This window comes from uncultured Paracoccus sp., assembly GCF_947496875.1.
In the GTDB taxonomy this organism is placed as follows: Bacteria; Pseudomonadota; Alphaproteobacteria; order Rhodobacterales; family Rhodobacteraceae; genus Paracoccus.
In genome coordinates this window covers 108185-130692 of record NZ_CANMEH010000001.1, presented here as the reverse complement: position 1 = coordinate 130692, position 22508 = coordinate 108185, and the positions used below count along the sequence as shown (strand labels likewise).

The following is a 22508-nucleotide window of genomic DNA, read 5'->3' as shown; positions in this document are numbered from 1 at the left end:
TAACGCCTAGCCGCGGCTGAAATGCCGCCGCGCGTCCTGCGCGACAGCGCGCTTCAGCTCGCTCATCGCGATCTGCCTCTGCACGCGCTTGCGCTCGGCCGGGTCCTCGATCTGCGCCAGCACCGCCCGCGCGGCCGCGATCTCGCGGGCCAGCTCGATCTCGGCCGGGACCACGCCTGCCTCGGCCATCATCCGGTGCAGCACGTCGTCGGCGCTTTCCCGAAGACGTTCCGGGTCCAGCGGCCTGCCCTCGCCCGGCAGGCCGGTCAGCTCGCCCCGGGCCACCGCGGCGTCGATCTGGCGCTGCGCGATCCGCTCGAACCAGTGCATCACATCGCCTGCAGCTGCGCCAGCGCGGCGTTCAGCCGCCCGGTCTCGTCCTCCAGCGCCGCCAGCTTGGCGCGGGTGTCCTCGATCACCTCGGGGTCGGCGCTCTGGACGAAGCGGTCGTTGCCCAGCCGCGCGCGCAGCCCGCTTGCGTCCTTGGTGGCCCTGTCCACCGCCTTGTTCAGCCGCGCCGTCTCGGCGGCCACGTCGATCACGTCGCCGATCGGCAGGACAAAGGACGCCCCCGGCGCGCCCACCGCGATGGTCCCCCGCACCGCCGCGCCATCGCGCGGCGGATTCACCCGCGCCAGGCGCTCGATCAGCTGCGCATTGGCGTCCAGCGCGGCCCGCGCCGCGGCATCGGCCTCGGTCACGATCAGGTCCAGCCGCGCGCCCGCGGGCACGCCCATCTGGGCGCGGGCCGAGCGGATCGATTCGATCAGCCCGATCACCCAGTTCATCTGCCGGTCGGCAGCCGGGTCGATCAGGTCCGCGCCCAGTTCCGGCCAGTCGCCATGCACCAGCATCCGGTCCCGGTCGCCGGTCAGGCGCCACAGCTCCTCGGTGACGAACGGCATGACCGGGTGCAGCAGGGTATAGCACTGGTCCAGCACCCAGCCCATCGTGGCCCGGGTCTCGGCGGCATGTTCGCCGTCGAACAGCGGCTTGGCGAACTCCACGTACCAGTCGCAGACGGTGCCCCAGACAAAGCCATAGAGCCCGTTCGCCGCGTCGTTGAACCGGTACGAGGCCAGCGCCTCGTCGGTGCTGCGCGCGGCGCGGGCGACCTCGCCGATGATCCAGCGGTTGACCATGTGCTGCGGGTCCGGCCGCGGCCCGCCGCCGCGCACCCCGTTCATCTCGGCAAACCGGGTGGCATTCCAGATCTTGGTGACGAAGTTGCGGCTGGCCTCGACATGCTTCGGGCCCAGCTTGGGGTCGCGGCCCATCGCCGCCATGCCGGCCAGGGTGAATCGCAGCGCATCGGCGCCATAGGCGTCGATCAGCTCCAGCGGGTCGATGACGTTGCCTTTCGACTTCGACATCTTGGCGCCCTTCTCGTCGCGCACCAGCCCGTGCACATAGACGGTGCGGAACGGCACCTCGCCGACGACCTCCAGCTGCATCATCATCATCCGGGCGACCCAGAAGAAGATGATGTCGAACCCGGTGACCAGCGTCGAGGTCGGGAAATACCGCCGCATATCGGGGGTGTTCTCGGGCCAGCCCAGCGTCCCGATCGGCCACAGGCCGGACGAGAACCAGGTGTCCAGCACGTCGGGGTCGCGCCAGACCGGATAGACCAGATGGGTGGGATCCTGCGACAGGTTGTAGTCGGCCAGGCTGCGGGCCAGCTCGGCCACCGCCGCGTCCCGGTCGGCGACCTCGATCACCCGGGCGGCGTGCAGCGGCGCCGGCAGGCCGGCCAGATCGTCGCGGAACCGGTCGACCACGCCGTCGAACTGCGCCGCGCAATGATGGCGGTCGCCGGAATGGATCAGGTGATCCGTGGTCAGCAGCGACAGCAGCTCGACCTCGTCCAGGGCGTTGTCGCCCTCGGCGTCGCGGAACGTCGAGGTATGCAGGTCGATGCCGTACCAGACCGGGATCTGGTGGCCCCACCACAACTGCCGGCTGATCGTCCAGGGCTCGATGTTTTCCAGCCAGTGCAGATACACCTTGCGGTGCTGCTCGGGCAGGATCTCAGTGCGGCCGTCCTGCACGGCGGCGATGGCCGGGCCGACGATGCGGGCGGTGTCGACGAACCACTGGTCGGTCAGCATCGGCTCGATCACCACGTTCGAGCGGTCGCCGAACGGCTGCATGATCTTCCTGTTCTCGACCAGCGGCCGGCCCTCGGCGTCGGTGACGGCCAGCCCCTCGGCGGTGATCTGATCGACGATGATGGCGCGGGCCTCCAGCCGGTCCAGGCCGCGCAGCTCCTCGGGGACCAGGTTGACGGTGGACACGTCGCCGACATCCTCGCCCCGCGCCGCGCGGGTCGCGATGGCGGCCGATTCCTCGTAGGGCAGCCCGTCGGCGCGCATCGCCCCCCGCCCGTCCATCAGCGCATAGAGCGGGATGCCGTTGCGCATCGCCACGCCATAGTCGTTGAAGTCATGCGCCCCGGTGATCTTGACCGCGCCCGACCCGAAATCGGGATCGGGATACTCGTCGGTGATGATCGGGATCAGGCGGCGGTGCGCCTGCGGCCCGACCGGGATCTCGCACAGCTTGCCGACGATCGGCGCATAGCGGTTGTCCGACGGGTGAACCGCCACCGCGCCGTCGCCCAGCATCGTCTCGGGCCGGGTCGTGGCGATGGAGATATAGTCGCGGGTCTCGCGCAGGGTGACGGTGCCGTCGGCGTCGCGCTCGACATACTCGTAGGTCTCTCGTTCGCCGGTGTCGGGATTCACCGCCAGCGGGTACTTGAAGTGCCACATATGACCGGGCACCTCGCGGTTCTCGACCTCCAGGTCGCTGATCGCGGTCTCGAAATGCGGGTCCCAGTTCACCAGCCGCTTGCCGCGATAGATGATCCCCTTGTCGTACAGGTCGACAAAGACCCGGATCACCGCGTCGTGGAAATTGCCCTCCTCGCCGGCCGGCGCGCCCGGGGCGCCGGACATGGTGAAGGCGTTGCGCGACCAGTCGCAGGAGGCGCCGAGGCGCTTGAGCTGGTTGATGATCGTGTCGCCGGATTCCTGTTTCCAGTCCCAGATCTTCTCCACGAACGCCTCGCGCCCGATCTCGCGCCGGCCGGGCTCGCCCCGTTCGGCCATCCGCCGCTCGACGACCATCTGGGTGGCGATGCCGGCGTGGTCCTGGCCCGGCTGCCACAGCGTGTCAAAGCCGCGCATCCGGTGCCAGCGCACCAGGATGTCCTGCAGCGTGTTGTTGAAGGCGTGGCCGATATGCAGGCTGCCAGTGACATTGGGCGGCGGGATCATCACGGCGAAGGGTTCGGCCCCCGGGCGGGCGTTGGCGCCGGCGCGAAAGGCATCCTGCCGTTCCCAGTCCGCGCTGATCCGGGCCTCGGCGGCGGCGGCGTCGAAGGTCTTGTCCATGCTCATCGGTCGGCGTCCTTTCGGTTGCCGACCGAAATAGCCGCTGGCTTGGCAAAGGCCAAGCGGCAGGGATCAGGACGCAGCCAGGCTCGCCGGCGGCGCGGCGGCCTCGAAATGCGCCAGCTGGTCGGCATGCGCCTTGCCGAACGCCGGCCTTGCCGTCGCCCGCGTCACATAGGCCGCGGCCGCCGGGAAATCGGCCAGGGCGCCGAGATCATGGACGGGACGCAGGACGTCGGCCATGATGATATCCGCGGCGGTGAAACGGTCGGCCACCAGCCAGTCGCGCCCCTCCAGCACCGCGTTCATCTGCCGAAGCCGCTCGTTCATCAGGACAGAGGCCTTGGTTGCCGCCGCCTCGTCCTTCTCGAAGAACCGGGCGACCAGCCACGGCAGCGCCCATAGCTCGACCGTGTTCAGGGCGGAAATCACCCATTGGGTAACTTCGGCCCGCGTGCTCTCGGGCATCAGCGCGTCGGACTTCTCGGCCAGATGCAACAGGATCGCGCCGGTCTCGAACAGCGACAGGTCGCCGTCCCGCAGCATCGGCACCTGGTGAAAGGGCTGGCGGGCCAGGTGCCCGGGCGTTCTCGACACGGACGGCACCGTGTCGACGCGGTAATCCAGCCCCGCCTCCTCGCACGCCCAGCGCACCCGCAGGTCGCGGACATAGCCGCGGGCCATCTCGGGCACCCAGTCAAAGGTGGTGATCGTCAGCATGGCGTTTCCTCGCATGACCGGGGCTCAGGGGGTGACGTCCTTCGGCCCGACGATGGCGAACCAGGCGCCCTGCGGGTCGTTCAGCACGGCGATGAAGGCGCCGCCCGGCACCTCGACCGGGCCGTGGCACAGCTTGCCGCCCCCCGCCCTGACGCGTTCGATGGCGGCGTCGATTCCGTTGGCGCCGAAATAGGGCAGCCAGACCGGCATCGGCGCATCACCCAGCCCCATCATCCCGCCGATATCCGTGCCCTGCCAGCGGAACAGCTGATAGATGCTGCCCGGGCCGGACCCTGCCGCGGCGGGGCCGCCCATGTCCCCACCGCTCATGTCGATCGCCTCGCCTCGGGTCCACCCGAACAGGGCGGCGTAGAACGCGAACCCCGCGCCCGGATCGGTCGACATCAGCTCCACCCAGTTGCCGCGCCCCGCCTTCTGCTGGTTAAAGGCCCCCTGATCCGGCGATGGCGGCGGGTCCATCGGCGCGGGTGCGAGGATGCCGAACACCGCCCCCTGCGGGTCGGCCAGCACCGCGAATCGCCCGGTGTCCGGGATGTCGGTGGGCTGGTGTAGGACGGTGCCGCCCCGGTCCGCGGCAAGCCCGGCGGTGGCGTCGGCATCATCCACGCAGACATAGATCATCCAGTTCGGCGGCGTGCCCGGCGGGCTGCGCTCCAGCCCCATCAACCCGGCCACCGCCTCGGTGCCGGACATGGCCAGGCGATAGTCGAAGGCCTCCATCGCGCTGGCGCCGATCGTCCAGTCGAACAGCGGCGCATAGAAGGCCGCTGCCCCGTCCACGTCGCTGGTCGACAGTTCGAACCAGCAGGGTCGTCCGTGCATGTTCATGGGTCCGTCCTTTCGCGGTCAGCGGCGGGGCCGGACCGCCCGGCCCCGTCGGCGATCATCCCGCCGATCCGATGCGGCCAACAGGCCGGCGATCAGTCGCGGTCGCTGTCGAACACCGGGGCAAAGCCGCCCCAGAACATCCGCTTGCCGTCGAACGGCATCTCGGGCATCGGCTGGCCGGCCATGCTCGCCTCCATCGCGCGGGCGGCGGCGTCGCAGGTGGCGCGATCGGGCCACGCCGCCCAGGAAAACACGATCGTCTCGTCGTCCCTGGCATCAACCGCGCGATAGAAGTCGGTCTGCTTGCCGCGGGGCACGTCCTCGCCCCAGCATTCGACGCTGCCCAGACAGCCATTGGGGCGGAACATCTCGTCCCACGCGCTGCGGGCCATCGCCTCGTAGGGCGCCTTGTTGCCGGTCGGCACCGGGGTGACGAAGCCCTGGACATACCCCACCCCGCGGTCGCTTCCCTCGGCGACCAGCGGCGCGAACCCGCCCCAGATCATGCGCTTGCCGTCGAACGGCATCTCGCCCATCTCGACGGGGATGTTCGGGTCGGCCATCATGTCCTGCCAGGCCGCGTCACAGGTTTCCCGGTCCGGCCATTCGATCCAGGAGAACACCACCGTCTCGTCGGCCGTCGCCTGAACCGCGCGCTGGAAGTCGGTCACCTTGCCGGGCGGCACGTCCTCGCCCCAGCATTCCACGATGCGCCGCGCACCGCGCTTTTCGAAATGCGGCCAGGCGCGTCTGGCATGGTCGCGATACGAGTCCCGATTCGCCGTGGGCACCGCCGCGACCGATCCCGTGTAATAGGTCATCCCGCGTTCCTTTCGATGTGGGCCTGCGTCCTCGAAGGCCTGCGTCCTGGAAAGCTGCGTCTTGCAACCGCAGCCTGCCGATCTTACTTGCATTTTGCAACTGACAACTTTCAATGGACCAGCACGGAGGCAGAAACTTGCCGGACACCCGCAGAACCTATGGCGAGGGCTGCATCGCGGCCCACGCGCTCGACCTGATCGGCGACCGCTGGGCGCTGCTGATCGTGCGCGAACTGATGCTGGGGCCGAAACGGTTCGGCGCGATCCGGGCGCGGGTCCCGGGGATCGCCACCAACATGCTGACCCGGCGGCTGGCCGACCTCGAATCGGCGGGCATCCTGCGGCGCGCCGACCTGCCGCCCCCGGCCAGCGTCCAGGTCTACGAACTGACCGCGCAGGGTCTGGCGCTGGGTCCGGTGCTGCGGGCGCTGTGCCACTGGGGGGCTGGCATTCCCGGCCACGACCCGACCCTGCCGATCAGCCCCACGGCGCTGATGCTGTCGATGCAGGCGATGCTGGTGGACCCGCCCTCCACCCCCTTGCAGGCGGGCTTCGCGATGGACGACGAAGGCTTTGCCGTCACCCTGACCGACGCCGGGATGCAGGTTCGCCGGGCCGCCCGGCCGGCGGGCGACCTGCTGTTCAGCGGCCCGCCAAACGCCATGGCCGCCGCCGTCTACGGCCCCCGGAAGCTGGCCGAGGTGACCGGCGCCGGGCTGGTGACGCTGCGCGGCGATCCCGCGCGCGGACAGGACTTCGTGGACCGGTTCCGGCTGGCCCGGGCTGACGCCGCGCCCCGCCCCGCAGCGGTCGCGGCCGGCTAGCGCCGCGCCCGCGAAAAACCTCTTTTCCCCGTCCTCCCGGAACCCTATTGGCGCAATTCTGCGTTGTGCCCGCAACCGACCGGAGGAAAGCCGCATGGGACTGAGCGAGGGCCGGCAGGCCAAGACCGTCTGGGACAATCCGGCAGAAATCATCCGCAGCCTGCAACCGGAAAACCCGGTGATGGTGTTCGCGCCGACGCTGCTGCAGGACCGGGCGCGCCAGTTCATCGCCGGATTCCCCGGCCTGGTGACCTATGCGGTGAAATCGAATCCGGACGAGGCGGTGATCCAGAACCTCGTCACCGCGGGGATTCGTGGCTTCGACGTCGCCTCGCCCTTCGAAATCGACCTGATCGGCCGGCTCGCCCCGATGGCGGCCCGGCACTACCACAACCCGGTCCGCAGCCAGCCGGAAATCGCCCATGCCGTGCAGGCCGGGATCAAGGCCTGGTCAGTCGACAGCCGCAGCGAACTGGACAAGTTGTTCGCTCAGGTGCCGGTCGAGGGCTGCGAGATCTCGCCCCGCTTCAAGCTGCCGGTGCTGGGCGCCGCCTATGATTTCGGCTCGAAATTCGGGGCCCCGCCGGAACTCGCCGCCGAGCTGCTGCGCGACGTGGCGGCGCGCGGCTACATCGCCTCGCTGACCTTCCACCCGGGCACCCAGTGCGTGGACCCGGGCGCCTGGGAAACCTATATCCGGACCGCCCGCGAGATCTGTGACGCCGCCGGCGTCCGCGCCGCCCGGCTGAACGTGGGCGGCGGCTTTCCGTCCTGGCGGGTGCACGGGGTCGAACCGGACCTGCAAGCGATCTTCGACCTGATCGGGCGGACCACGGCCGAGGCGTTCGGCCCGGATGCCCCGGCGCTGGTCTGCGAACCCGGTCGGGGGCTGTGCGCCGACGCGTTCTCGCTGATCACCCGGGTCAAGGCGGTGCGCGACGGCCAGGCGGTGTTCCTGAACGACGGCGTCTATGGCGGCCTGACCGAGCTGCCGATCATCGGCAACCTCGACCGGCTCGAGGTGCTGACCCCCGACGGCACCCGCCGGGCCGGCGGCGATCACGGCCGCACCGTGTTCGGCCCGACCTGCGATTCGGTCGACCGGCTGCCGGGCGAGATGTCGCTGCCCGACGACATCGCCGAAGGCGACTACGTCATCTTCCACGGGGCCGGCGCCTATTCGGTGGTCACCAACACCCGCTTCAACGGTTTCGGGGAAATGCGGCAGGTTACGGCGCTCGCGCTGAGCTGACCGTCCGACCCTGCGGCAAGATTCGGATCAGCCGGTCAGGCCACGGCGCGCGCCGGGTCGGCCTGCACGCCCAGCGCCGCGCAGACGTCCAGCACCAGCTCCGGCCGGTTCAGCGTATAGAAATGCAGCCGGTCCACCCCGCCCTCGATCAGCCGGCGGCCGAGGTCGGTCGCCAGATCGGTGGCCAGTTGCCGCTCGCCCGCCTTGCCGGCGGCCGTGAACGCGTCCTCGGCCCATTGCGGTACCGCCGTGCCGCAGCGCGCGGCGAACCGCTTGGCCCCCGCCCAGGACTGGATCGGCAGGATGCCGGGGATGATCGGCGCGTCGATCCCTGCCGCGGTGCAGGCATCGCGGAACCGGAAATAGGTGTCGGGGTCAAAGAAGAACTGGGTGATCGCCGATGACGCGCCGGCGTCGATCTTGCGCTTCAGCCAGGTCACGTCGGCGGTCGTGTCGGGACTGTCGGGATGCGGCTCCGGATAGGCGCCGCAGCGGATCGTGAAACCGCCCCGCGCCGCGATCGCGGCGATCAGTTCGACCGAATCGGCGAACCCGTCGGGATGCGGGACGAACCGGTCCTGGCCGGCCGGGGCGTCGCCGCGCAGCGCCACGATCTCGCGCACCCCGGCGCGGGCATAATCGTCCACGATCTGCATCGTCTGCTCGCGCGTCGCGTCCACGCAGGTCAGATGGGCCGCCACGGTCAGGCCGTAATGCCCGGCGAGCGCCACCACCGCCTCGTGGGTCAGCTGCCGCGTGGTGCCGCCCGCGCCATAGGTCACCGACACGAAATCCGGGTTCAGCGGCGCCAGCGCCCGCGCCGTCTCCCACAGCCGGAACGACTGGTCGAGCGACTTGGGCGGAAAGAACTCGAAGCTGACCGCCGGTGCGGCAGACCGCTGCGCGTCCGGCTGACGGGACGGGCCGGCGGCCGGGCTCGCGGCGGCACTGGCGGCCGGGCTGATGGGGGCGCCGGAAGTGGCGCTGGAGGGGGCGGGCGAGGTCATGGCGGATCCTTTCGAACGCCGCTTGTGCCACAGCCGCGGGCGTGAGACAAATTCATACCCCACAACTTCTCCATGAATCCCCCTCATGCATCTGGAACTGCGCCACCTGCGGACGATCCGCGCCATCCACGACAAGGGCGGGCTGGGCCGCGCCGCCGAGGTGCTCAACATCACCCAGTCGGCCCTGTCCCACCAGATCCGCGGGCTCGAGGATCAGGCGGGCGTGGCGCTGTTCCTGCGCCAGACCCGGCCGCTGCGCCTGTCCCCCGCCGGCATGCGGCTGCTGCGGCTGGCCCAGGCGGTTCTGCCCCAGGTCGAGGCGGTCGAGGCCGAGTTCCGCGGCCCGGCCGCGACCCGCGGCGGCCGGATGCACATCGCCATGGAATGCCACGCCTGCTTCAACTGGCTGCTGCCGGCGCTGGACGCGTTCCGCCACCAGTGGCCGCAGATCGACATCGATATCCGCGCCGGTCTCGCCTTCACCGCCCTGCCGGCGCTGGTCCGGGGCGAGGCGGATCTGGTCGTCTCGTCCGACCCCGAGGATCTGCCCGGCGTCGTGTTCGAGCCGCTGTTCGACTATCGGCCGCTGCTGGTGGTCCCCGCCGGCCACCGGCTGGCCGGGCGCAGCCATGCGCTGCCCTCCGACCTCGCGGCCGAAACTCTGATCACCTATCCGATGCACCGCGCGCGGCTGGACGTGTTCAGCCATTTCCTCGACCCCGCCGGTGCCCGGCCCGCCGCGGTGCGCGAGATCGAGCTGACCGACGTGGCGCTGCTGCTGGTCGCCTCGGGGCGCGGCATCACGGTGCTGCCCGACTGGGTGATGGCGCGGGAACGCGACAATCCCGATCTGGTCACCCTGCCGCTGGGCGATCCGCCGGTCACCCGCCGGCTCTATGCCGCGCTGCGCGACAAGGACCGCGACCTGCCCTTTGCCGCCGACATGCTGCGCCTGGCCCGCGCGGCGCGCTGATCCGCCCTGCCGGGGCCCCAGCCGTTATCGACCGCCGCTGCGGGTCCGGCGGAACCGGACCGGTCACGCCCGACGTTGGGCCCGAACCGGTGCAGGAGTTCGCCATGCTCGCCTCGTTCCTCATGGGCCTCGTCGGGGGCCAGCGTTCGATGACGCCGCTGGCCGCCATCGCCGTGCCGGCCGCACGCGGCGACCTGCCGCGCGACCGCGCCGCGCCGCGCATCATGGGGGACCCCGTGGTGGTCGCCGGGGCCTTGGCGCTGGCCCTGGCCGAACTGGCCGGCGACAAGATGAAGGCCGCGCCCGACCGCATCGTGCCGGCCGGGCTGGTCGCGCGGCTGGTCACCGGCGGCATCGCCGGCGGCGCCCTCGCACCGCGCGGCCGGTTCTGGCGGGGCGCGGCGGTCGGCGGGGCCACCGCGGTGATCGCATCCTGGCCGGGCTGGCGGGCGCGCATGGCGGCGATGGAGGACCACGGCCAGACCGCCACCGGGCTGGTCGAGGATGCGCTGGTCGTGGCAGGCGCCGCAGCCATCCTGGCCACACTGCGGCCCGACGAGACCGGCGGCGGACCGCCACCCCGAGGACCGGACCGCTCCCGCGGGGACCGCGACGCAACGTTCGCTGCCCACCGGAACGATGCATGAAAACTGCATGAACGCTGCATGAACATCGCATATCCCGCAACGCCCCGACGGGCGCCGCGCCCGCGCCCACCCCGGCTTCCCTTTCCGCCCCGTCTCGCCTATGCCCGCCGGCAACCCCGAAAGGACCGACCGCATGGCCAGCGCCAATCTCAACATCATGATCAAGGCCGCGCGCAAGGCCGGCCGCAGCCTCGTCAAGGACTTCCGCGAGGTCGAGAACCTGCAGGTCAGCGTCAAGGGCGCCGGCGATTTCGTCACCCGCGCCGACCGCGAGGCCGAGCGCATCATCAAGGAAGAACTGCGCGGCGCCCGCCCGAATTATGGCTGGGTGGGCGAGGAAACCGGCGCCGAGCCGGGCGAGGATCCGACCCGCCGCTGGATCGTCGATCCGCTGGACGGCACCACCAACTTCCTGCACGGGCTGCCCCACTGGGGCGTCAGCATCGCCTTGGAACACAAGGGAGAAATCGTCGCGGCGGTGATCCTGGACCCGGCCAAGGACGAGCTGTTCAGCGCCGAGCGCGGGGCCGGCGCGTTCCTCAACGACAGCCGGTTACGGGTGTCGGGTCGGCGCCGGCTGATCGAGTCGATCTTCGCCACCGGCGTGCCCTTCGGCGGCCGCCGCGACCTGCCCGCCACGCTCAAGGATCTGGCGCGGCTGATGCCGCAGGTCGCCGGGGTGCGGCGCTGGGGGTCCGCGGCGCTGGACCTCGCCTATGTCGCGGCCGGGCGCTTCGACGGCTACTGGGAACGCGGCATCCAGCCGTGGGACGTGGCGGCCGGCATCCTGCTGGTCAAGGAAGCCGGCGGCTTCGTCGAGGCGGTCGAACCGAACGGCTCCCCCCTCGAATCGGGCGCCCTGATCGCCGCGAACACGCAGCTGTTCGACGGCCTGGCCCAGATCATCCGCGAAAGCTGAGCGGCCACCGCTCCGCATCCCTGCCGCCATGCCCCCCGCCCTTCACGACCTGCCGGACCGTCCTGCGGCGGGTGATCCCGATCCCGCGCAGGCCAGCCCGGCGCTGACCACGCCGGCCCCGGACCAGGCGCTGGCCGTGCCGGCGGCGCTGGCGGCCTCGACCCCCCTGACCCCGGCCGCCGGGATCACGACGGTCGAGCCGTCGGCGGCGCCGCGGGATGCGACCTCGTCCGGGCAGCAGAACCGGGCGATCCTGATCATGTGCCTGGTCAGCCTGGTGTTCGCCTGGCAGGACGCCCTGTCGCGGCACCTGGGCGAACGCTACCCGACCTATTTCGTGGTCATGCTGCGCTACTGGTTCTTCGCGGCGTTCGTCGCGGTGATGGCGGCGCGCGCCGCGGGTGGGCTGCGCGCCGCGGCGCGGACCCGCCGCCCGGTCCTGCAGACCCTGCGCGGCCTGCTGCTGGTGGCCGAGGTCTCGCTGATGCAGATGTCGTTCGTCCATCTGGGACTGGTGGAAACCCACGCGCTGTTCACCGCCTATCCGCTGCTGGTGGTGGCGCTGTCGGGTCCGATGCTGGGCGAACGGGTGGGCTGGCGGCGCTGGCTGGCGGTCGGGGTCGGGTTCGTCGGGATCCTGATCATCCTGCAGCCGGGGCTGCGGGTCTTCAGCCCCTGGGCGGCGCTGCCGCTGATCTCGTCGCTGATGTTCGCCGTCTACGGGCTGCTGACCCGGCTGGTCTCGCGCGATGACCCGGCGACGGTCAGCTTTTTCTGGACCGGCATTGCCGGCGCGGCCGGGATCACCGTGGTCGGGCTGGCCAACGCCACCCCGATGGCCCTTGTCGACTGGCCGTGGATGCTGGGGCTGTGCCTGACCGCAGTGCTGGGGCATTACCTGCTGATCCGCGCCTACGAGCTGGCCGAGGCGTCCAGCCTGCAGCCCTTTGCCTATACCCAGCTGGTCTGGGTCAGCATCATCGGCGTGCTGCTGTTCGGCGAGCGTGTCGCGCCCAATGTCGTGCTGGGCGCCGTCATCGTCGTGGCGGCCGGACTGTTCACCTGGTGGCGGGCCCAGATCCGCGCCCGGATGGCTGACCCGCGGCGCTGAGCGTTCCGGCCGGGGGCGCACGGTCCCCCGCCATCAGCGGCCTCGCCCGCTGCAGGGCGATGGACAGGTCCACCGCTGCGCCCTGCGGATAGCGCATCGTCGTCGCGTCGGCCGGCGGGCGACCGGGCACGGCCTGCCCCGGCGTGGCCTCATCGCCCGAGGCCGCGGGACCCCGCCACGGCATCCGGATCGCCAGCGCGGCCCCGGGCGGCGCCGCCGCGACCCGGATCGGCCGGCCGGGTGGGCGATCCGACAGCGCCAGCCGCAGCGGCGACAGCGCCGGCAGCGGCAACAGCCCGCCACGCAGATCCCAGGTCGGCACGATCGGCGCCGGCCGTCCCGCGATGCGGGCGCGATAGACCGGCAGCGCCTCGGCCACCCGCATCACGTAGTTGCGGGTCTCGTCGAACGGAATCATCTCGACCCAGTCCACCGGGTCGGCGCCGTCGGGCCCCGGCTGGCGCAGATCGCCGAAGTCGCGCAGCCAGCGGGCCGACCGCCCCGGCCCGGCATTGTAGCCTGCGGCAACCAGCGCGATCGAGGCGCCGAACCGTTCGCGCAGCCCCTGCAGATAGGCCGCCCCCAGCCGCGCGTTGTACGCCGCGTCGGTGGTCAGCCGCGCCTGCACGAAGGGCTCGTCGATCCGGCGCGCCATGGCCCGGGCGGTTTCGGGCATCACCTGCATCAGCCCCTTGGCCCCGGCATGGCTGCTGACGCTGTGGTTGAACTCGCTTTCCTGACGCGCGATGGCCAGGACCAGCTCGGCGGGCAGGCCCAACTCGCTGCGTTCCAGCCCGGTCAGCGGGAAATGCGCCGCGGGAAACACCACCCCCTTGGCCGTCGCCTGCTTGGACAGGCGCAGCGCATCCCAGGGGCGGCGCAGCTCCATCATCAGCCGCGCCATGCCGCCGATCTGCTCGGCCGGCGCCGTTCCGGCAAGATGCAGCAGGAACCGCTGGGCGCTGGCCGGATCACCGGCGGCGACCAGCCACAGCGCCGCCTGCCAGACCCGGCTGGACCGCAGTTCCGATCCGCGCCAGTCCGGCAGGCTGTCCACCGCAGGCCCGCCGACCGCCAGCGCCGGATCCATCGGCAGTCCCAGCCGCTCGGCCGCCAGTTGGCCGTAATAGGCCGACTGGTCGCGTGCCGCGCGGGCATAGGCGGCGCGGGCGCCGTCGGCATCGCCGTCGGCCTGCATCGCGCGGCCCTGCCAGTACAGCGCGCGGGCGGTGGAGATCGTGCTGCCGACGACCGTCTGCAGGTGGCGGAAATGGCCCAGGGCGCGATCAGGATCACCGGCCCGCAGGGCGGCATAGCCGGCCAGCCATTCGAGATCGGCGTGATCGCGGTGATCGGCGGGCAGGAAATGCGCCGCCGCCAAGCGTCCGGCCAGCGCCCAGTCCCCGGCCCGCAGCGCCGCGCGGGCATGATCGACGCGGAACGACGCCCAGCGGGCGGGATCGCGCAGCGCCTCGGCCGATCCCGACCGCTCCAGCAGCAGCGCGCGGGCAGCGTCGGTCTGCTTGGCCGCGACCCGCCATGTGAACCGGTCCATCGCCAGCCCGGCATCATCGCGCAGGGCCGGGGGCAGCGCCTTGATCAGGTCGTCGACGCCGGGTCGGCCAGCCTGCAGGGCGATCCGGGCGCGGGCCAGATCGGCCGCGGGCTCGGTGACCAGCGGCGGGGTCGGTGTCCGCACGTCACCCCCGCCGCTGCCCGTGCCGAGGCCAGCGGCGTTCGCCGGGTCGCCGGCGGGACCGGACGGCCGGTCGGGCGGGCGACGCGGCGGTGCCGCAATCCCCGGGGTCAGCATCAGTTCGGCCGCCGCCCACTCGCCCTGGTCCAGCAGGCGGGCCAGGCGGTCGGCATGGTGCGGTGCCAGCAACTCGCCCTGCGCCGCGGCAAAGCTGGCCAGTTCGGCGCGGTCCAGCGGCGTCTCGATCCAGAACCGGATCGCCTCGGCGTCGGCGGCCTGCGGGTCGGTCGCCCGCAGCGCCGCCAGCAATGCGGTTTCGCCGGTCAGTGTCGTCGGGCGCCGAGTGCCGAACCAGCCGATGATCTCGTCCGGGGGCAGATCGGGCCGCAGCAGCGCCTCGCCCTGACGATGCAGCAGGTCCAGCCCCGGCCAGTCGGCATTGCGGCGGGCAAAATCGCGGTAATCTTGCCAGGTGCCGTGACCCGCGCGCAACTGCTGCCACAGCACGAGGTCCTGCGCGATCGGCCCGGACTGACGCGCCGCGTCCTGCGCACCGGCCCAGTCCCGCGCACCCGCCGCGGCCCAGGCCCGCGTCAGCGCGGCAGCGTCCTCGGCCCGCGCCCCCTGCGGCGGTACCACCACGGCGAGCACAGTCAGTGTCAGAACGGCCACATGGGCGCGAAGCGATCGTCTCATGGTTGCACTGTGCGAAGGCCGCCCCGTCACGGCAACTCAAATCCTTGGCAAGCCGCGCCGCGGGCGATATGCCCGCCTGTGACACACCCGATCGTCAGGATGCCATCATGTTCCGAGGCTCGCTGCCCGCGCTCGTCACCCCCTTCACCGAGGAGGGAGAGCTGGACCTGCCCGCACTGGAGAGGCTGATCGAGTGGCAGATCGACCAGGGCAGCCACGGCCTGGTCCCGGTCGGCACCACCGGGGAAAGCCCGACCCTCACCCATGACGAGCACCGCCTGGTGATCGAGGAGGTCGTGCGCATCGTCGCCGGCCGCATCCCCGTGATCGCCGGGGCGGGGTCCAACTCGACGCGCGAGGGGATCGGCCTGATCCAGCACGCCGAACAGGTCGGCGCCGACGCCGCGCTGGTGGTGACGCCCTATTACAACAAGCCGACGCAGGCCGGGCTGATCGCGCATTTCACCGCCGTCCACGACGCGTCGGACCTGCCGATCATCATCTACAACATCCCCGGCCGGTCGGTGGTGGACATGCTGCCCGAGACGATGGGCGAGCTGGCCCGGCTGCCGCGGATCGTCGGGGTCAAGGATGCGACCGGCCGGCTGGAACGGGTCAGCTGCCAGCGGATTACCTGCGGCACGGACTTCATCCAGCTGTCGGGCGAGGATGCGACCGCGCACGGGTTCAACGCCCAGGGCGGGGTCGGCTGCATCTCGGTGACCGGCAACGTCGCGCCGAAGCTGTGCGCGCAGATGCAGGATGCCTGCCTGCGCGGCGACTATGCCGAGGCGCTGCGGCTGCAGGACCTGCTGATGCCGCTGCACATCGCGATCTTCCTGGAGCCCGGGGTTGCAGGCGCGAAATACGCGCTGTCGCGACTGGGCATGTGCAGCGACCGTGTCCGGCTGCCGCTGACCCCGCTGACGGCCGAGACCCGCGCCCGCATCGATGCCGCGCTGGAGCATGCCAAGCTGACCTGAACCGCGCGGTGTCCTGGACCGGGCGGTCTGGCCAGCTCTCTGGTGATCAGGCGACCCGGGGTCAGGCGATGTCGGTCCGGGCGGCCGCCAGCGCCCGCGGCAACGCGTCGGCCAGAGCGTCCAGCTCCGCTTCGGGTCCGCAGCTGACCCGGATGCAGCGGTCCTGCGGGGCGACCCACGGCATCCGCACGAAGATCCCGTCCGCATCGAGCCGGCTCAGCACGGCACGGGCCAGCGCCCCGTCCGCGCCGCAGTCGATCGCCACGAAATTGGTGGCCGACGGCAGAGGCGTCAGCCCGTTGTCGCGGGCGATGGCCGCGATCCGGTCGCGGGCTGCCGCCACCTGTCCGATCGTGCGGTCTAGCCAATCCCCATCCTGCAGCGCCGCCAGCGCCCCGGCCTGGGCAATGGCATTCACGCCGAAATGGTTGCGGACCCGGTCGAAGGCGCGGATCACCGACGGCGTCCCCAGCGCATAGCCGATGCGGGCGCCGGCCATCCCGTAGGCCTTGGAAAACGTGCGCAGGCGCAAAACGCGGGGGTCGTCGGGGTCGATCCGGGGCAGCGCCGGGGCGAATTCGCCATAGGCCTCGTCCAGCAGCAGCAGGCAATCGTCCGGCAGGCCGGCCAGCGCCGTGTCGATCCGCCCCGGTTCCAGCCAGCCGCCCATCGGGTTGTCGGGGTTGCACAGATAGACCAGCCGCGCGCCGGTCCGGGCGACCGTCGCGATCAGCGCCTCGGGGTCCTGGCGATCATCGCGATAGGGCACCTTGTGCAGCACCCCGCCAAAGCCCGCGACATGGTAGACGAAGGTGGGATAGCCGCCATCCGAGGTCACGACCGGATCGCCCGGTCCCACGAACAGCCGCACCGCCAGTCCCAGCAGCGCGTCGATCCCCTCGCCCACCACGACATGCTCGGGCGTGACCCCGTGATGCAGGGCCAGCGCGGCGCGCAGGTCGTGGCTGGTGGGGTCGCCGTACTTCCAGATCCCCGGCAATGCCGCCGCCATCGCGGCCAGCGCCGCGTGCGACGGGCCGAAGCCGTTCTCGTTGGCGCCCAGACGGGCGCGGAACGGCGCGCCGCGCAGCCGTTCCAGCGTCTCCGGTCCGACAAAGGGCACGGCGTCCGGCAGGCTGGCCGGGATCGGAGCAAGTCGCGGCGAATGCGCGGCGCGGGCCATTCCGGTCAGCGCCCCGACAGGCTGCGCATCAGCCGCCCCAGCAGCCCGGGCCGGGGTTGCTGGTCGGGCTGGGGGTCGCGCAGCACCAGTGCCGTCGAGCTTGTCGCGTCTGCCCCGCTGTCCGGCCCGGAGGCCTGCTGCGCCTGCCGGGCCCGTTCGGCCGCCGCCGCCTCGCCCGCCGCCCGCGTCTCGGCCAGCGTGGCGGCGGTGGTCAGCGCCTCGGGGTCGAGCCGCAGTTCGATGATCGCCAGCGTCCCCGCCGCCTGGGCGCGGGCGAATGCGGCGCCGAATTCGTCATCGTCGGTGACCAGCTCGCCATGGCCGCCAAAGGCGCGGGCCAGCGCGGCGAAATCGGGATTGGCCAGGTCAGTGCCGGACACCCGGCCGGGATAGTGTTTCTCCTGGTGCATCCGGATGGTGCCATAGCGGCCGTTGTTCGCCACGATGACGATCACGGGCGCATCGTGCTGTCTGGCCGTGGACAGTTCGTTCATCGTCATCTGCAGATCGCCGTCGCCGGCCATGCAGACGACGGTGCGATCGGGATGCTGCAGCTTGGCGGCGATGGCGGCCGGCAGCCCGTACCCCATCGACCCCGAGGTCGGCGCCATTTGGGTGCGGGCCTGCTTGAAGCGGAAATAACGATGGACGAAGGCCGCATAGTTGCCGGCCCCGTTGGTGATGATCGCGTCTTCGGGCAGGTTGTCCGACAGCCAGCGGACCACCCGTTCCATCCGCACCGCGCCGGGCGTGTCCCGCGGCGTCTGCCAGGTTTCGTAGTGATCACGCAGTTCGGCCGTCCACTCGTCCCAGCGACGCGGCGCCGCCGCATCGGCCAACGCGGCCAGCACGCTGCGCGGGCAGGCGGGGATGCCCGGGTCGGCGCGCCAAAGATGCCCGATCTCGTCGGGGTCGGGATAGACGTGGATGATCCGCCGGCCCTGGTCGGCGGGGTTCATCAGCGTGTAGCCGGCGGTCAGCGTGTCGCCCAGGCGCGACCCCAGCGACAAGATGCAGTCCGCCGCGCGCAGCACCTCGCCCAGCTTGGTGTTCATGCCGACCCCCAGGTCGCCCGCATAGTTCGGCAGACGGTTGTCCATGTAGTCCTGGCGGCGGAACGGCACCGCGACCGGCAGGCCCCAGGATTCCGCAAAGCGGGCCAGCCGGTCGGCATCCTCCTGCGACCACAGCGACCCGCCGGGGATGACCAGCGGCCGTTCCGCCGCCGCCAGGGCCGAGGTGATCGCCTGCAGCTGCGTCTCGGACACCCCGGCGACGGGACGGGGCGCGGGCGTCAGGTCCGGCGTCTCGCATTCGGCCGACAGCATGTCCTCGGGCAGGGCCAGCACCACCGGGCCGGGGCGGCCCGACTGGGCCAGGTCGAAGGCGCGGGCGACGTATTCCGGGATCCGGTCGGTCTGGTCGATCTCGGCGACCCATTTCGCCAGACCGCCGAACATCTGCCGGTAATTCACCTCCTGAAAGGCATCGCGGTCGCGGTCGGACCGCGCGATCTGGCCGACGAACAGGATCAGGGGCGTCGAATCCTGCTGGGCCACATGGACGCCGGAACTGGCGTTGGTGGCACCGGGACCGCGAGTGACGAAGCAGATGCCGGGCCGGCCGGTCAGCTTGCCGTGTGCCTCGGCCATCATCGTGGCGCCGCCTTCCTGCCGGCAGACGACGTTGGGAATGCCCCGGTCGTACAGCCCGTCCAGCGCCGCCAGAAAGCTTTCCCCGGGGACCGAGAACACCCGCTCGACCCCGTGGGCTGCCAGCGCGTCTGCCAGTATCCGTCCGCCGTGCCGCATTCCTTGTCCCCCATCAGGTCCGATTTCGGGCCGGAGAGTGGCGCCTGCGGCCGGGCGGGGCAAGCCCCCCGGCCGATCCGGCGGGCGTGACCGCCGCCGCTTTACACCCGTGCGCGCGACCCCTACTTGACGGGTCATGATCCAGGGCAAGTCAGATCCGAACTACCGGGTGATCGCGGAAAATCGCCGCGCCCGGTTCGATTATTTCATCGAAAGCGATCTCGAGGTCGGGATCGTCCTGAGCGGATCCGAGGTCAAGGCCCTGCGCACCGGCCAGTGCAACATCGCAGAAAGCTACGCCTCGGTCGAGGAAGGCGAACTGTGGCTGATCAACGGCTATATCTCCGCCTACAAGCAGGCGGGCGTGTTCGGGCACGAGGAACGGCGCCGCCGCAAGCTGCTGGTCAAGGGCAAGGAACTGTCGCGACTGTGGCAGGCGGTGGGACGGGAGGGCATGACGCTGGTGCCGCTGGTCATGTATTTCAACCACCGCGGCATCGTGAAGCTGAAGCTGGGCATCGCCAAGGGCAAGAAGATCCACGACAAGCGCGACACCGCGGCCAAGCGCGACTGGGGCCGGCAGAAGCAGCGGCTGCTGAAACAGGGCTGAGCCGATCCGGCAGCGTGCCGGATCCGCGTCCCGGCGGCCACCTTCACGGAACGCCCGACCGGTCAGGTCTTGTTCAGCGCCGTCAGCGTGGCGGGGTCCGGTTGGCCGCCGAAGAACGCATCCAGCAGCTGCTGGAACACCGGGCCGCCGCCGGCCGCGCGAAACAGCGTGGCGCAGGACTGCAGCTTGCGCGCATCCACCTGACCCAGCACCGCCTCCGCCGGGGTGCCCGCGTTCGCCAGCATGGCCTCGGCCGCCTGGTTCAGGTTTGCGGCCAGGATCGGGTCGGCCAGGTAGGCCCGCGCCTCGGCCAGGTCGCGGATACCGTAATACTTGGCGCGGGGCGAATACCCCAGCGCGCCGAGCTGGGGAAAGATGTACCACATCCAGTGGCTGGTCTTTCGCCCGGCGCGCAGCTCGGCCACCGCGGGGGCCTGATCGCGGGCCTGCGCGTCATGAAAGCGTTGCAGATCGTCCATCCCGCCTCGATGCATCCCTGCCCCCCGACGCGTCAAGCGCGTGGTTGTCCTGCAGGTTGGCCGCGGCTAAGAATGCGCGGCCTGTTGCGCCAAGGAGGAGTGGGATGGACGATCCGAAAACGTTGGTGTCGACCGACTGGTTGATGGCGCATCTGAACGATCCCGACCTGCGGATCATCGACGCATCCCTGCACATGAGCGGGACAGGCCGCGACGCGCGTGCGGAGTACGAGGCCGCCCACATCCCTGGCGCCCGGTTTTTCGACATCGACGCGATCTGCGACCAGACCAGCGAACTGCCCCACATGGCGCCGCCGCCGGAACTGTTCACCAGCCGGATGCGCAAGGCGGGGATCGGGGACGGGCACCAGGTGGTCGTCTACGACCATTCCGACGTGCGCAGCGCCGCCCGGGTGTGGTGGACCTTCCGCCTGATGGGCAAGACCGACGTGGCGGTGCTGGACGGCGGTTTCGCGAAATGGCTGGCCGAGGGCCGGCCCGTCGAGGATATGCCCCCGATCACCCGCGAACGCCACATGACCGTGCAGCGGCAGGCCGGGCTGGTGCGCGACGTGACCCAGGTCGCCGCGGCCTCCAAGCTGGGCGATCACGCGATCATCGACGCGAGGTCCCCCGAACGGTTCCGCGGCGAGGTCGAGGAACCGCGTCCCGGCCTGCGCCGCGGCCATATCCCGGGTGCCCGCAACGTGCCTTTCACCACCCTGCTGAACGACGACGGCACCATGAAGTCCCCCGACGCGCTGCGCGCGATCTTCGAAGAGGCGGGCGTCGATCTGTCCCGCCCGGCCATCACCACCTGCGGGTCGGGCGTGACCGCGGCGGTCCTGGCGCTGGCGCTGGAACGGATCGGGCATCGCGACTGGTCGCTGTACGACGGCAGCTGGACCGAGTGGGGCAGCTTTCCCGACCTGAAGATCGCAACCGGAGACGCCTGATGTTCGCCAATCTCAAGGCCCAAGCCCCCGACAAGATCCTGGCCCTGCTGGGCGAGTACAAGGGCGACACCCGGCAGGGCAAGATCGACCTGGGGGTGGGCGTCTATCGCGATCCGACCGGCGTCACCCCGGTGATGCGCGCCGTCCGGCAGGCCGAGCGGCAGATCTGGGAGGCGGAGACCACCAAGACCTACACCGGGCTGGCGGGCGAGCCCGCCTATCTGCAGGCGATGTCGCGGCTGGTACTGGCCGACGATCAGCAGCCCGAGCGGACGGCCGCGCTGGCCACCGTCGGCGGGACCGGCGCCGTGCGCCAGGCGCTGGAACTGGCCCGGCTGGGCAACCCCGACCTGACCGTGCATGTCTCGGACCCCACCTGGCCGAACCACCTCTCGATCCTGAAGTTCATGGGCCTGCCGTTCGCCGAATACCGCTATTTCGACGATGCGACCCGCGGCGTGGATTTCGACGGCATGATGGCGGACCTGGGCCGCGCGCAAGCCGGCGATCTGGTCCTGCTGCACGGCTGCTGTCACAACCCGACCGGGGCCAACCTGACGACGGACCAGTGGTCCGAGATCGCGGACCTGCTGGACCGGACCGGTGCGGTGCCGCTGATCGATCTGGCCTATCAGGGCTTCGGTGATGGCCTGGAACCGGACGCCGCCGGCACCCGGCTGATCGCCAGCCGCGCCCCCGAGGTGCTGATCGCCGCGTCCTGTTCCAAGAATTTCGGCATCTACCGGGAACGAACCGGCGTGCTGCTGGCCCGCGTCGGCGATCCCGCCAGCCGTGATCTGGCGCAGGGCACGATGAACTTCCTGAACCGCCAGAACTACAGCTTCCCGCCGGATCACGGGGCCCGGGTCGTGCAGACGATTCTGGACGACGCGGCCCTGCGGGCCGACTGGGTCGCCGAGCTGGAAGAGGTGCGGCAGACGATGCTGGGACTGCGCGAGCAGCTGGCCCAGGAACTGCGCGACCTGACCGGAACCGACCGCTTCGACTTCATCGCTCGCCACCGCGGCATGTTCTCGCGCCTGGGGGCGACGCCCGAGCAGGTGGCGCGGCTCAAGGACGAGTTCGCGGTCTACATGGTCGGCGATTCCCGGCTGAACATCGCGGGGCTGAACCGGCAGACGGTGCCGGTGCTGGCCCGGGCGATCGTCGAGGTCGGGATCTGACGACGCGGGCCGACCGCAGCGCCGGTCGCGAAGCTGACATGCCAAAGGCCGGGACGCTGTCCCGGCCTTTGTTGCCTTGCACGGAAAGGCGCCTCAGCGGCCGCGCCGGGCGACCTGGTCGATATCGCCGCGGGTCAGCCCGATATCCTTGAGCTCGCGATCCGAGAGGCGGTTCAGCGCCGCACGGGTCCGGCGCACGTCGCGCCAGCTTGCCACCATGGCCGCAAGATTCAGGCCAACGCCTGAGAACGCCCCGACGGGGGCGCGAAGAGTGTCGATCGCCGACATGACATACCTGCTGATTGATGTGACCCGGCCGTGCCGGATCGTTCGTTTAACAGCTTCTACATAGGCCGAACCGTCGGCCGGGCCAGCCGCCGAACCGGAAC

Annotated in this window: 21 protein-coding genes; 10 read left to right on the top strand and 11 right to left on the bottom strand. The window is 70.9% G+C overall.

The features are described from left to right. Positions 1 to 6 precede the first annotated feature (6 nt). From Q0938_RS00590 to Q0938_RS00570, 5 genes are all read right to left on the bottom strand, one after another. Positions 7 to 330, bottom strand: coding sequence for a DUF1992 domain-containing protein (locus Q0938_RS00590; RefSeq protein WP_299358065.1), 324 nt, complete (start codon positions 328 to 330; stop codon positions 7 to 9). After that, a complete protein-coding gene (locus Q0938_RS00585) occupies positions 330 to 3404 on the bottom strand; it encodes a valine--tRNA ligase (protein ID WP_299358063.1) in 3075 nt (1024 codons plus the stop codon). Before Q0938_RS00585 ends, Q0938_RS00590 begins: the two co-directional genes overlap by 1 nt. A 66-nt stretch (positions 3405 to 3470) precedes the next feature. Next, on the bottom strand, positions 3471 to 4118 hold the full coding sequence (locus Q0938_RS00580) for a glutathione S-transferase (protein ID WP_299358061.1): 648 nt from the start codon (positions 4116 to 4118) through the stop codon (positions 3471 to 3473). Between the two features lie 24 nt (positions 4119 to 4142). Next, positions 4143 to 4967 (bottom strand): VOC family protein, encoded by an 825-nt coding sequence (locus Q0938_RS00575; protein ID WP_299358058.1) that lies wholly within the window; start codon positions 4965 to 4967, stop codon positions 4143 to 4145. Positions 4968 to 5059: 92 nt separating this feature from the next. Further along, positions 5060 to 5788: a DUF1428 domain-containing protein gene (locus tag Q0938_RS00570; protein ID WP_299358055.1), complete on the bottom strand. Its 729-nt coding sequence runs from the start codon at positions 5786 to 5788 to the stop codon at positions 5060 to 5062. Between the two features lie 137 nt (positions 5789 to 5925). Here Q0938_RS00570 and Q0938_RS00565 point away from each other — a divergent pair, with 137 nt between their 5' ends. After that, on the top strand, positions 5926 to 6612 hold the full coding sequence (locus Q0938_RS00565) for a helix-turn-helix domain-containing protein (protein WP_299358052.1): 687 nt from the start codon (positions 5926 to 5928) through the stop codon (positions 6610 to 6612). Positions 6613 to 6706: 94 nt separating this feature from the next. Continuing rightward, positions 6707 to 7864, top strand: coding sequence for a type III PLP-dependent enzyme (locus tag Q0938_RS00560; protein ID WP_299358049.1), 1158 nt, complete (start codon positions 6707 to 6709; stop codon positions 7862 to 7864). Between the two features lie 35 nt (positions 7865 to 7899). On the opposite strand, the gene metF is transcribed toward Q0938_RS00560, so the two are convergent. Next, entirely contained in the window at positions 7900 to 8871 is a 972-nt protein-coding gene (gene metF, locus Q0938_RS00555) for a methylenetetrahydrofolate reductase [NAD(P)H] (protein ID WP_299358046.1), read from the bottom strand. A gap of 85 nt (positions 8872 to 8956) precedes the next feature. Here metF and Q0938_RS00550 point away from each other — a divergent pair, with 85 nt between their 5' ends. The 4 genes from Q0938_RS00550 (at position 8957) to Q0938_RS00535 (ending at position 12521) form a co-directional block, all read left to right on the top strand. Further along, on the top strand, positions 8957 to 9844 hold the full coding sequence (locus Q0938_RS00550; protein WP_299358044.1) for a LysR family transcriptional regulator: 888 nt from the start codon (positions 8957 to 8959) through the stop codon (positions 9842 to 9844). A 104-nt stretch (positions 9845 to 9948) separates the two neighbouring features. Continuing rightward, positions 9949 to 10491 carry a hypothetical protein gene (locus Q0938_RS00545; protein ID WP_299358042.1) on the top strand — a complete coding sequence of 181 codons (543 nt, stop codon included), beginning with the start codon at positions 9949 to 9951 and terminating at the stop codon, positions 10489 to 10491. A gap of 133 nt (positions 10492 to 10624) precedes the next feature. Further along, complete coding sequence (locus Q0938_RS00540; protein WP_299358040.1) at positions 10625 to 11410, top strand: inositol monophosphatase family protein; 786 nt, start codon at positions 10625 to 10627, stop codon at positions 11408 to 11410. A 28-nt stretch (positions 11411 to 11438) separates the two neighbouring features. Beyond that, the gene (locus Q0938_RS00535; RefSeq protein WP_299358037.1) at positions 11439 to 12521 is read left to right on the top strand and encodes a DMT family transporter; all 1083 of its coding nucleotides are present in this window, start codon (positions 11439 to 11441) and stop codon (positions 12519 to 12521) included. Here Q0938_RS00535 and Q0938_RS00530 read toward each other — a convergent pair. Then, positions 12469 to 14913 carry a lytic transglycosylase domain-containing protein gene (locus tag Q0938_RS00530; protein ID WP_299358034.1) on the bottom strand — a complete coding sequence of 815 codons (2445 nt, stop codon included), beginning with the start codon at positions 14911 to 14913 and terminating at the stop codon, positions 12469 to 12471. The genes Q0938_RS00535 and Q0938_RS00530 overlap by 53 nt on opposite strands. Positions 14914 to 15020: 107 nt before the next feature. On the opposite strand from Q0938_RS00530, the gene dapA reads away from it, so the two are divergent. Further along, complete coding sequence (gene dapA / locus Q0938_RS00525) at positions 15021 to 15896, top strand: 4-hydroxy-tetrahydrodipicolinate synthase (RefSeq protein ID WP_299358032.1); 876 nt, start codon at positions 15021 to 15023, stop codon at positions 15894 to 15896. A 61-nt stretch (positions 15897 to 15957) separates the two neighbouring features. Here the strand turns inward: dapA and Q0938_RS00520 are convergent, their stop codons facing one another. Together Q0938_RS00520 and Q0938_RS00515 are read right to left on the bottom strand one after the other, a co-directional pair. Then, positions 15958 to 17079 (bottom strand): pyridoxal phosphate-dependent aminotransferase, encoded by a 1122-nt coding sequence (locus Q0938_RS00520; protein ID WP_299358029.1) that lies wholly within the window; start codon positions 17077 to 17079, stop codon positions 15958 to 15960. 5 nt (positions 17080 to 17084) lie between these two features. Next, the gene (locus Q0938_RS00515) at positions 17085 to 18890 is read right to left on the bottom strand and encodes a thiamine pyrophosphate-binding protein (protein ID WP_299358026.1); all 1806 of its coding nucleotides are present in this window, start codon (positions 18888 to 18890) and stop codon (positions 17085 to 17087) included. Positions 18891 to 19029: 139 nt separating this feature from the next. Between Q0938_RS00515 and smpB the strand changes: the two genes are divergently transcribed. Beyond that, entirely contained in the window at positions 19030 to 19500 is a 471-nt protein-coding gene (gene smpB / locus Q0938_RS00510) for an SsrA-binding protein SmpB (RefSeq protein WP_299358681.1), read from the top strand. Positions 19501 to 19562: 62 nt separating this feature from the next. Here the strand turns inward: smpB and Q0938_RS00505 are convergent, their stop codons facing one another. Continuing rightward, positions 19563 to 19979: a DUF1810 domain-containing protein gene (locus Q0938_RS00505; protein WP_299358023.1), complete on the bottom strand. Its 417-nt coding sequence runs from the start codon at positions 19977 to 19979 to the stop codon at positions 19563 to 19565. A gap of 104 nt (positions 19980 to 20083) precedes the next feature. Here Q0938_RS00505 and sseA point away from each other — a divergent pair, with 104 nt between their 5' ends. Together sseA and Q0938_RS00495 are read left to right on the top strand one after the other, a co-directional pair. Then, the gene (gene sseA, locus Q0938_RS00500; RefSeq protein ID WP_299358022.1) at positions 20084 to 20935 is read left to right on the top strand and encodes a 3-mercaptopyruvate sulfurtransferase; all 852 of its coding nucleotides are present in this window, start codon (positions 20084 to 20086) and stop codon (positions 20933 to 20935) included. Beyond that, positions 20935 to 22119 carry an amino acid aminotransferase gene (locus Q0938_RS00495; RefSeq protein WP_299358019.1) on the top strand — a complete coding sequence of 395 codons (1185 nt, stop codon included), beginning with the start codon at positions 20935 to 20937 and terminating at the stop codon, positions 22117 to 22119. The genes sseA and Q0938_RS00495 overlap by 1 nt, the downstream gene beginning before the upstream one ends. Positions 22120 to 22212: 93 nt before the next feature. Here Q0938_RS00495 and Q0938_RS00490 read toward each other — a convergent pair whose 3' ends face one another. Further along, on the bottom strand, positions 22213 to 22407 hold the full coding sequence (locus Q0938_RS00490) for a DUF1127 domain-containing protein (protein ID WP_299358017.1): 195 nt from the start codon (positions 22405 to 22407) through the stop codon (positions 22213 to 22215). Positions 22408 to 22508 lie beyond the last annotated feature (101 nt).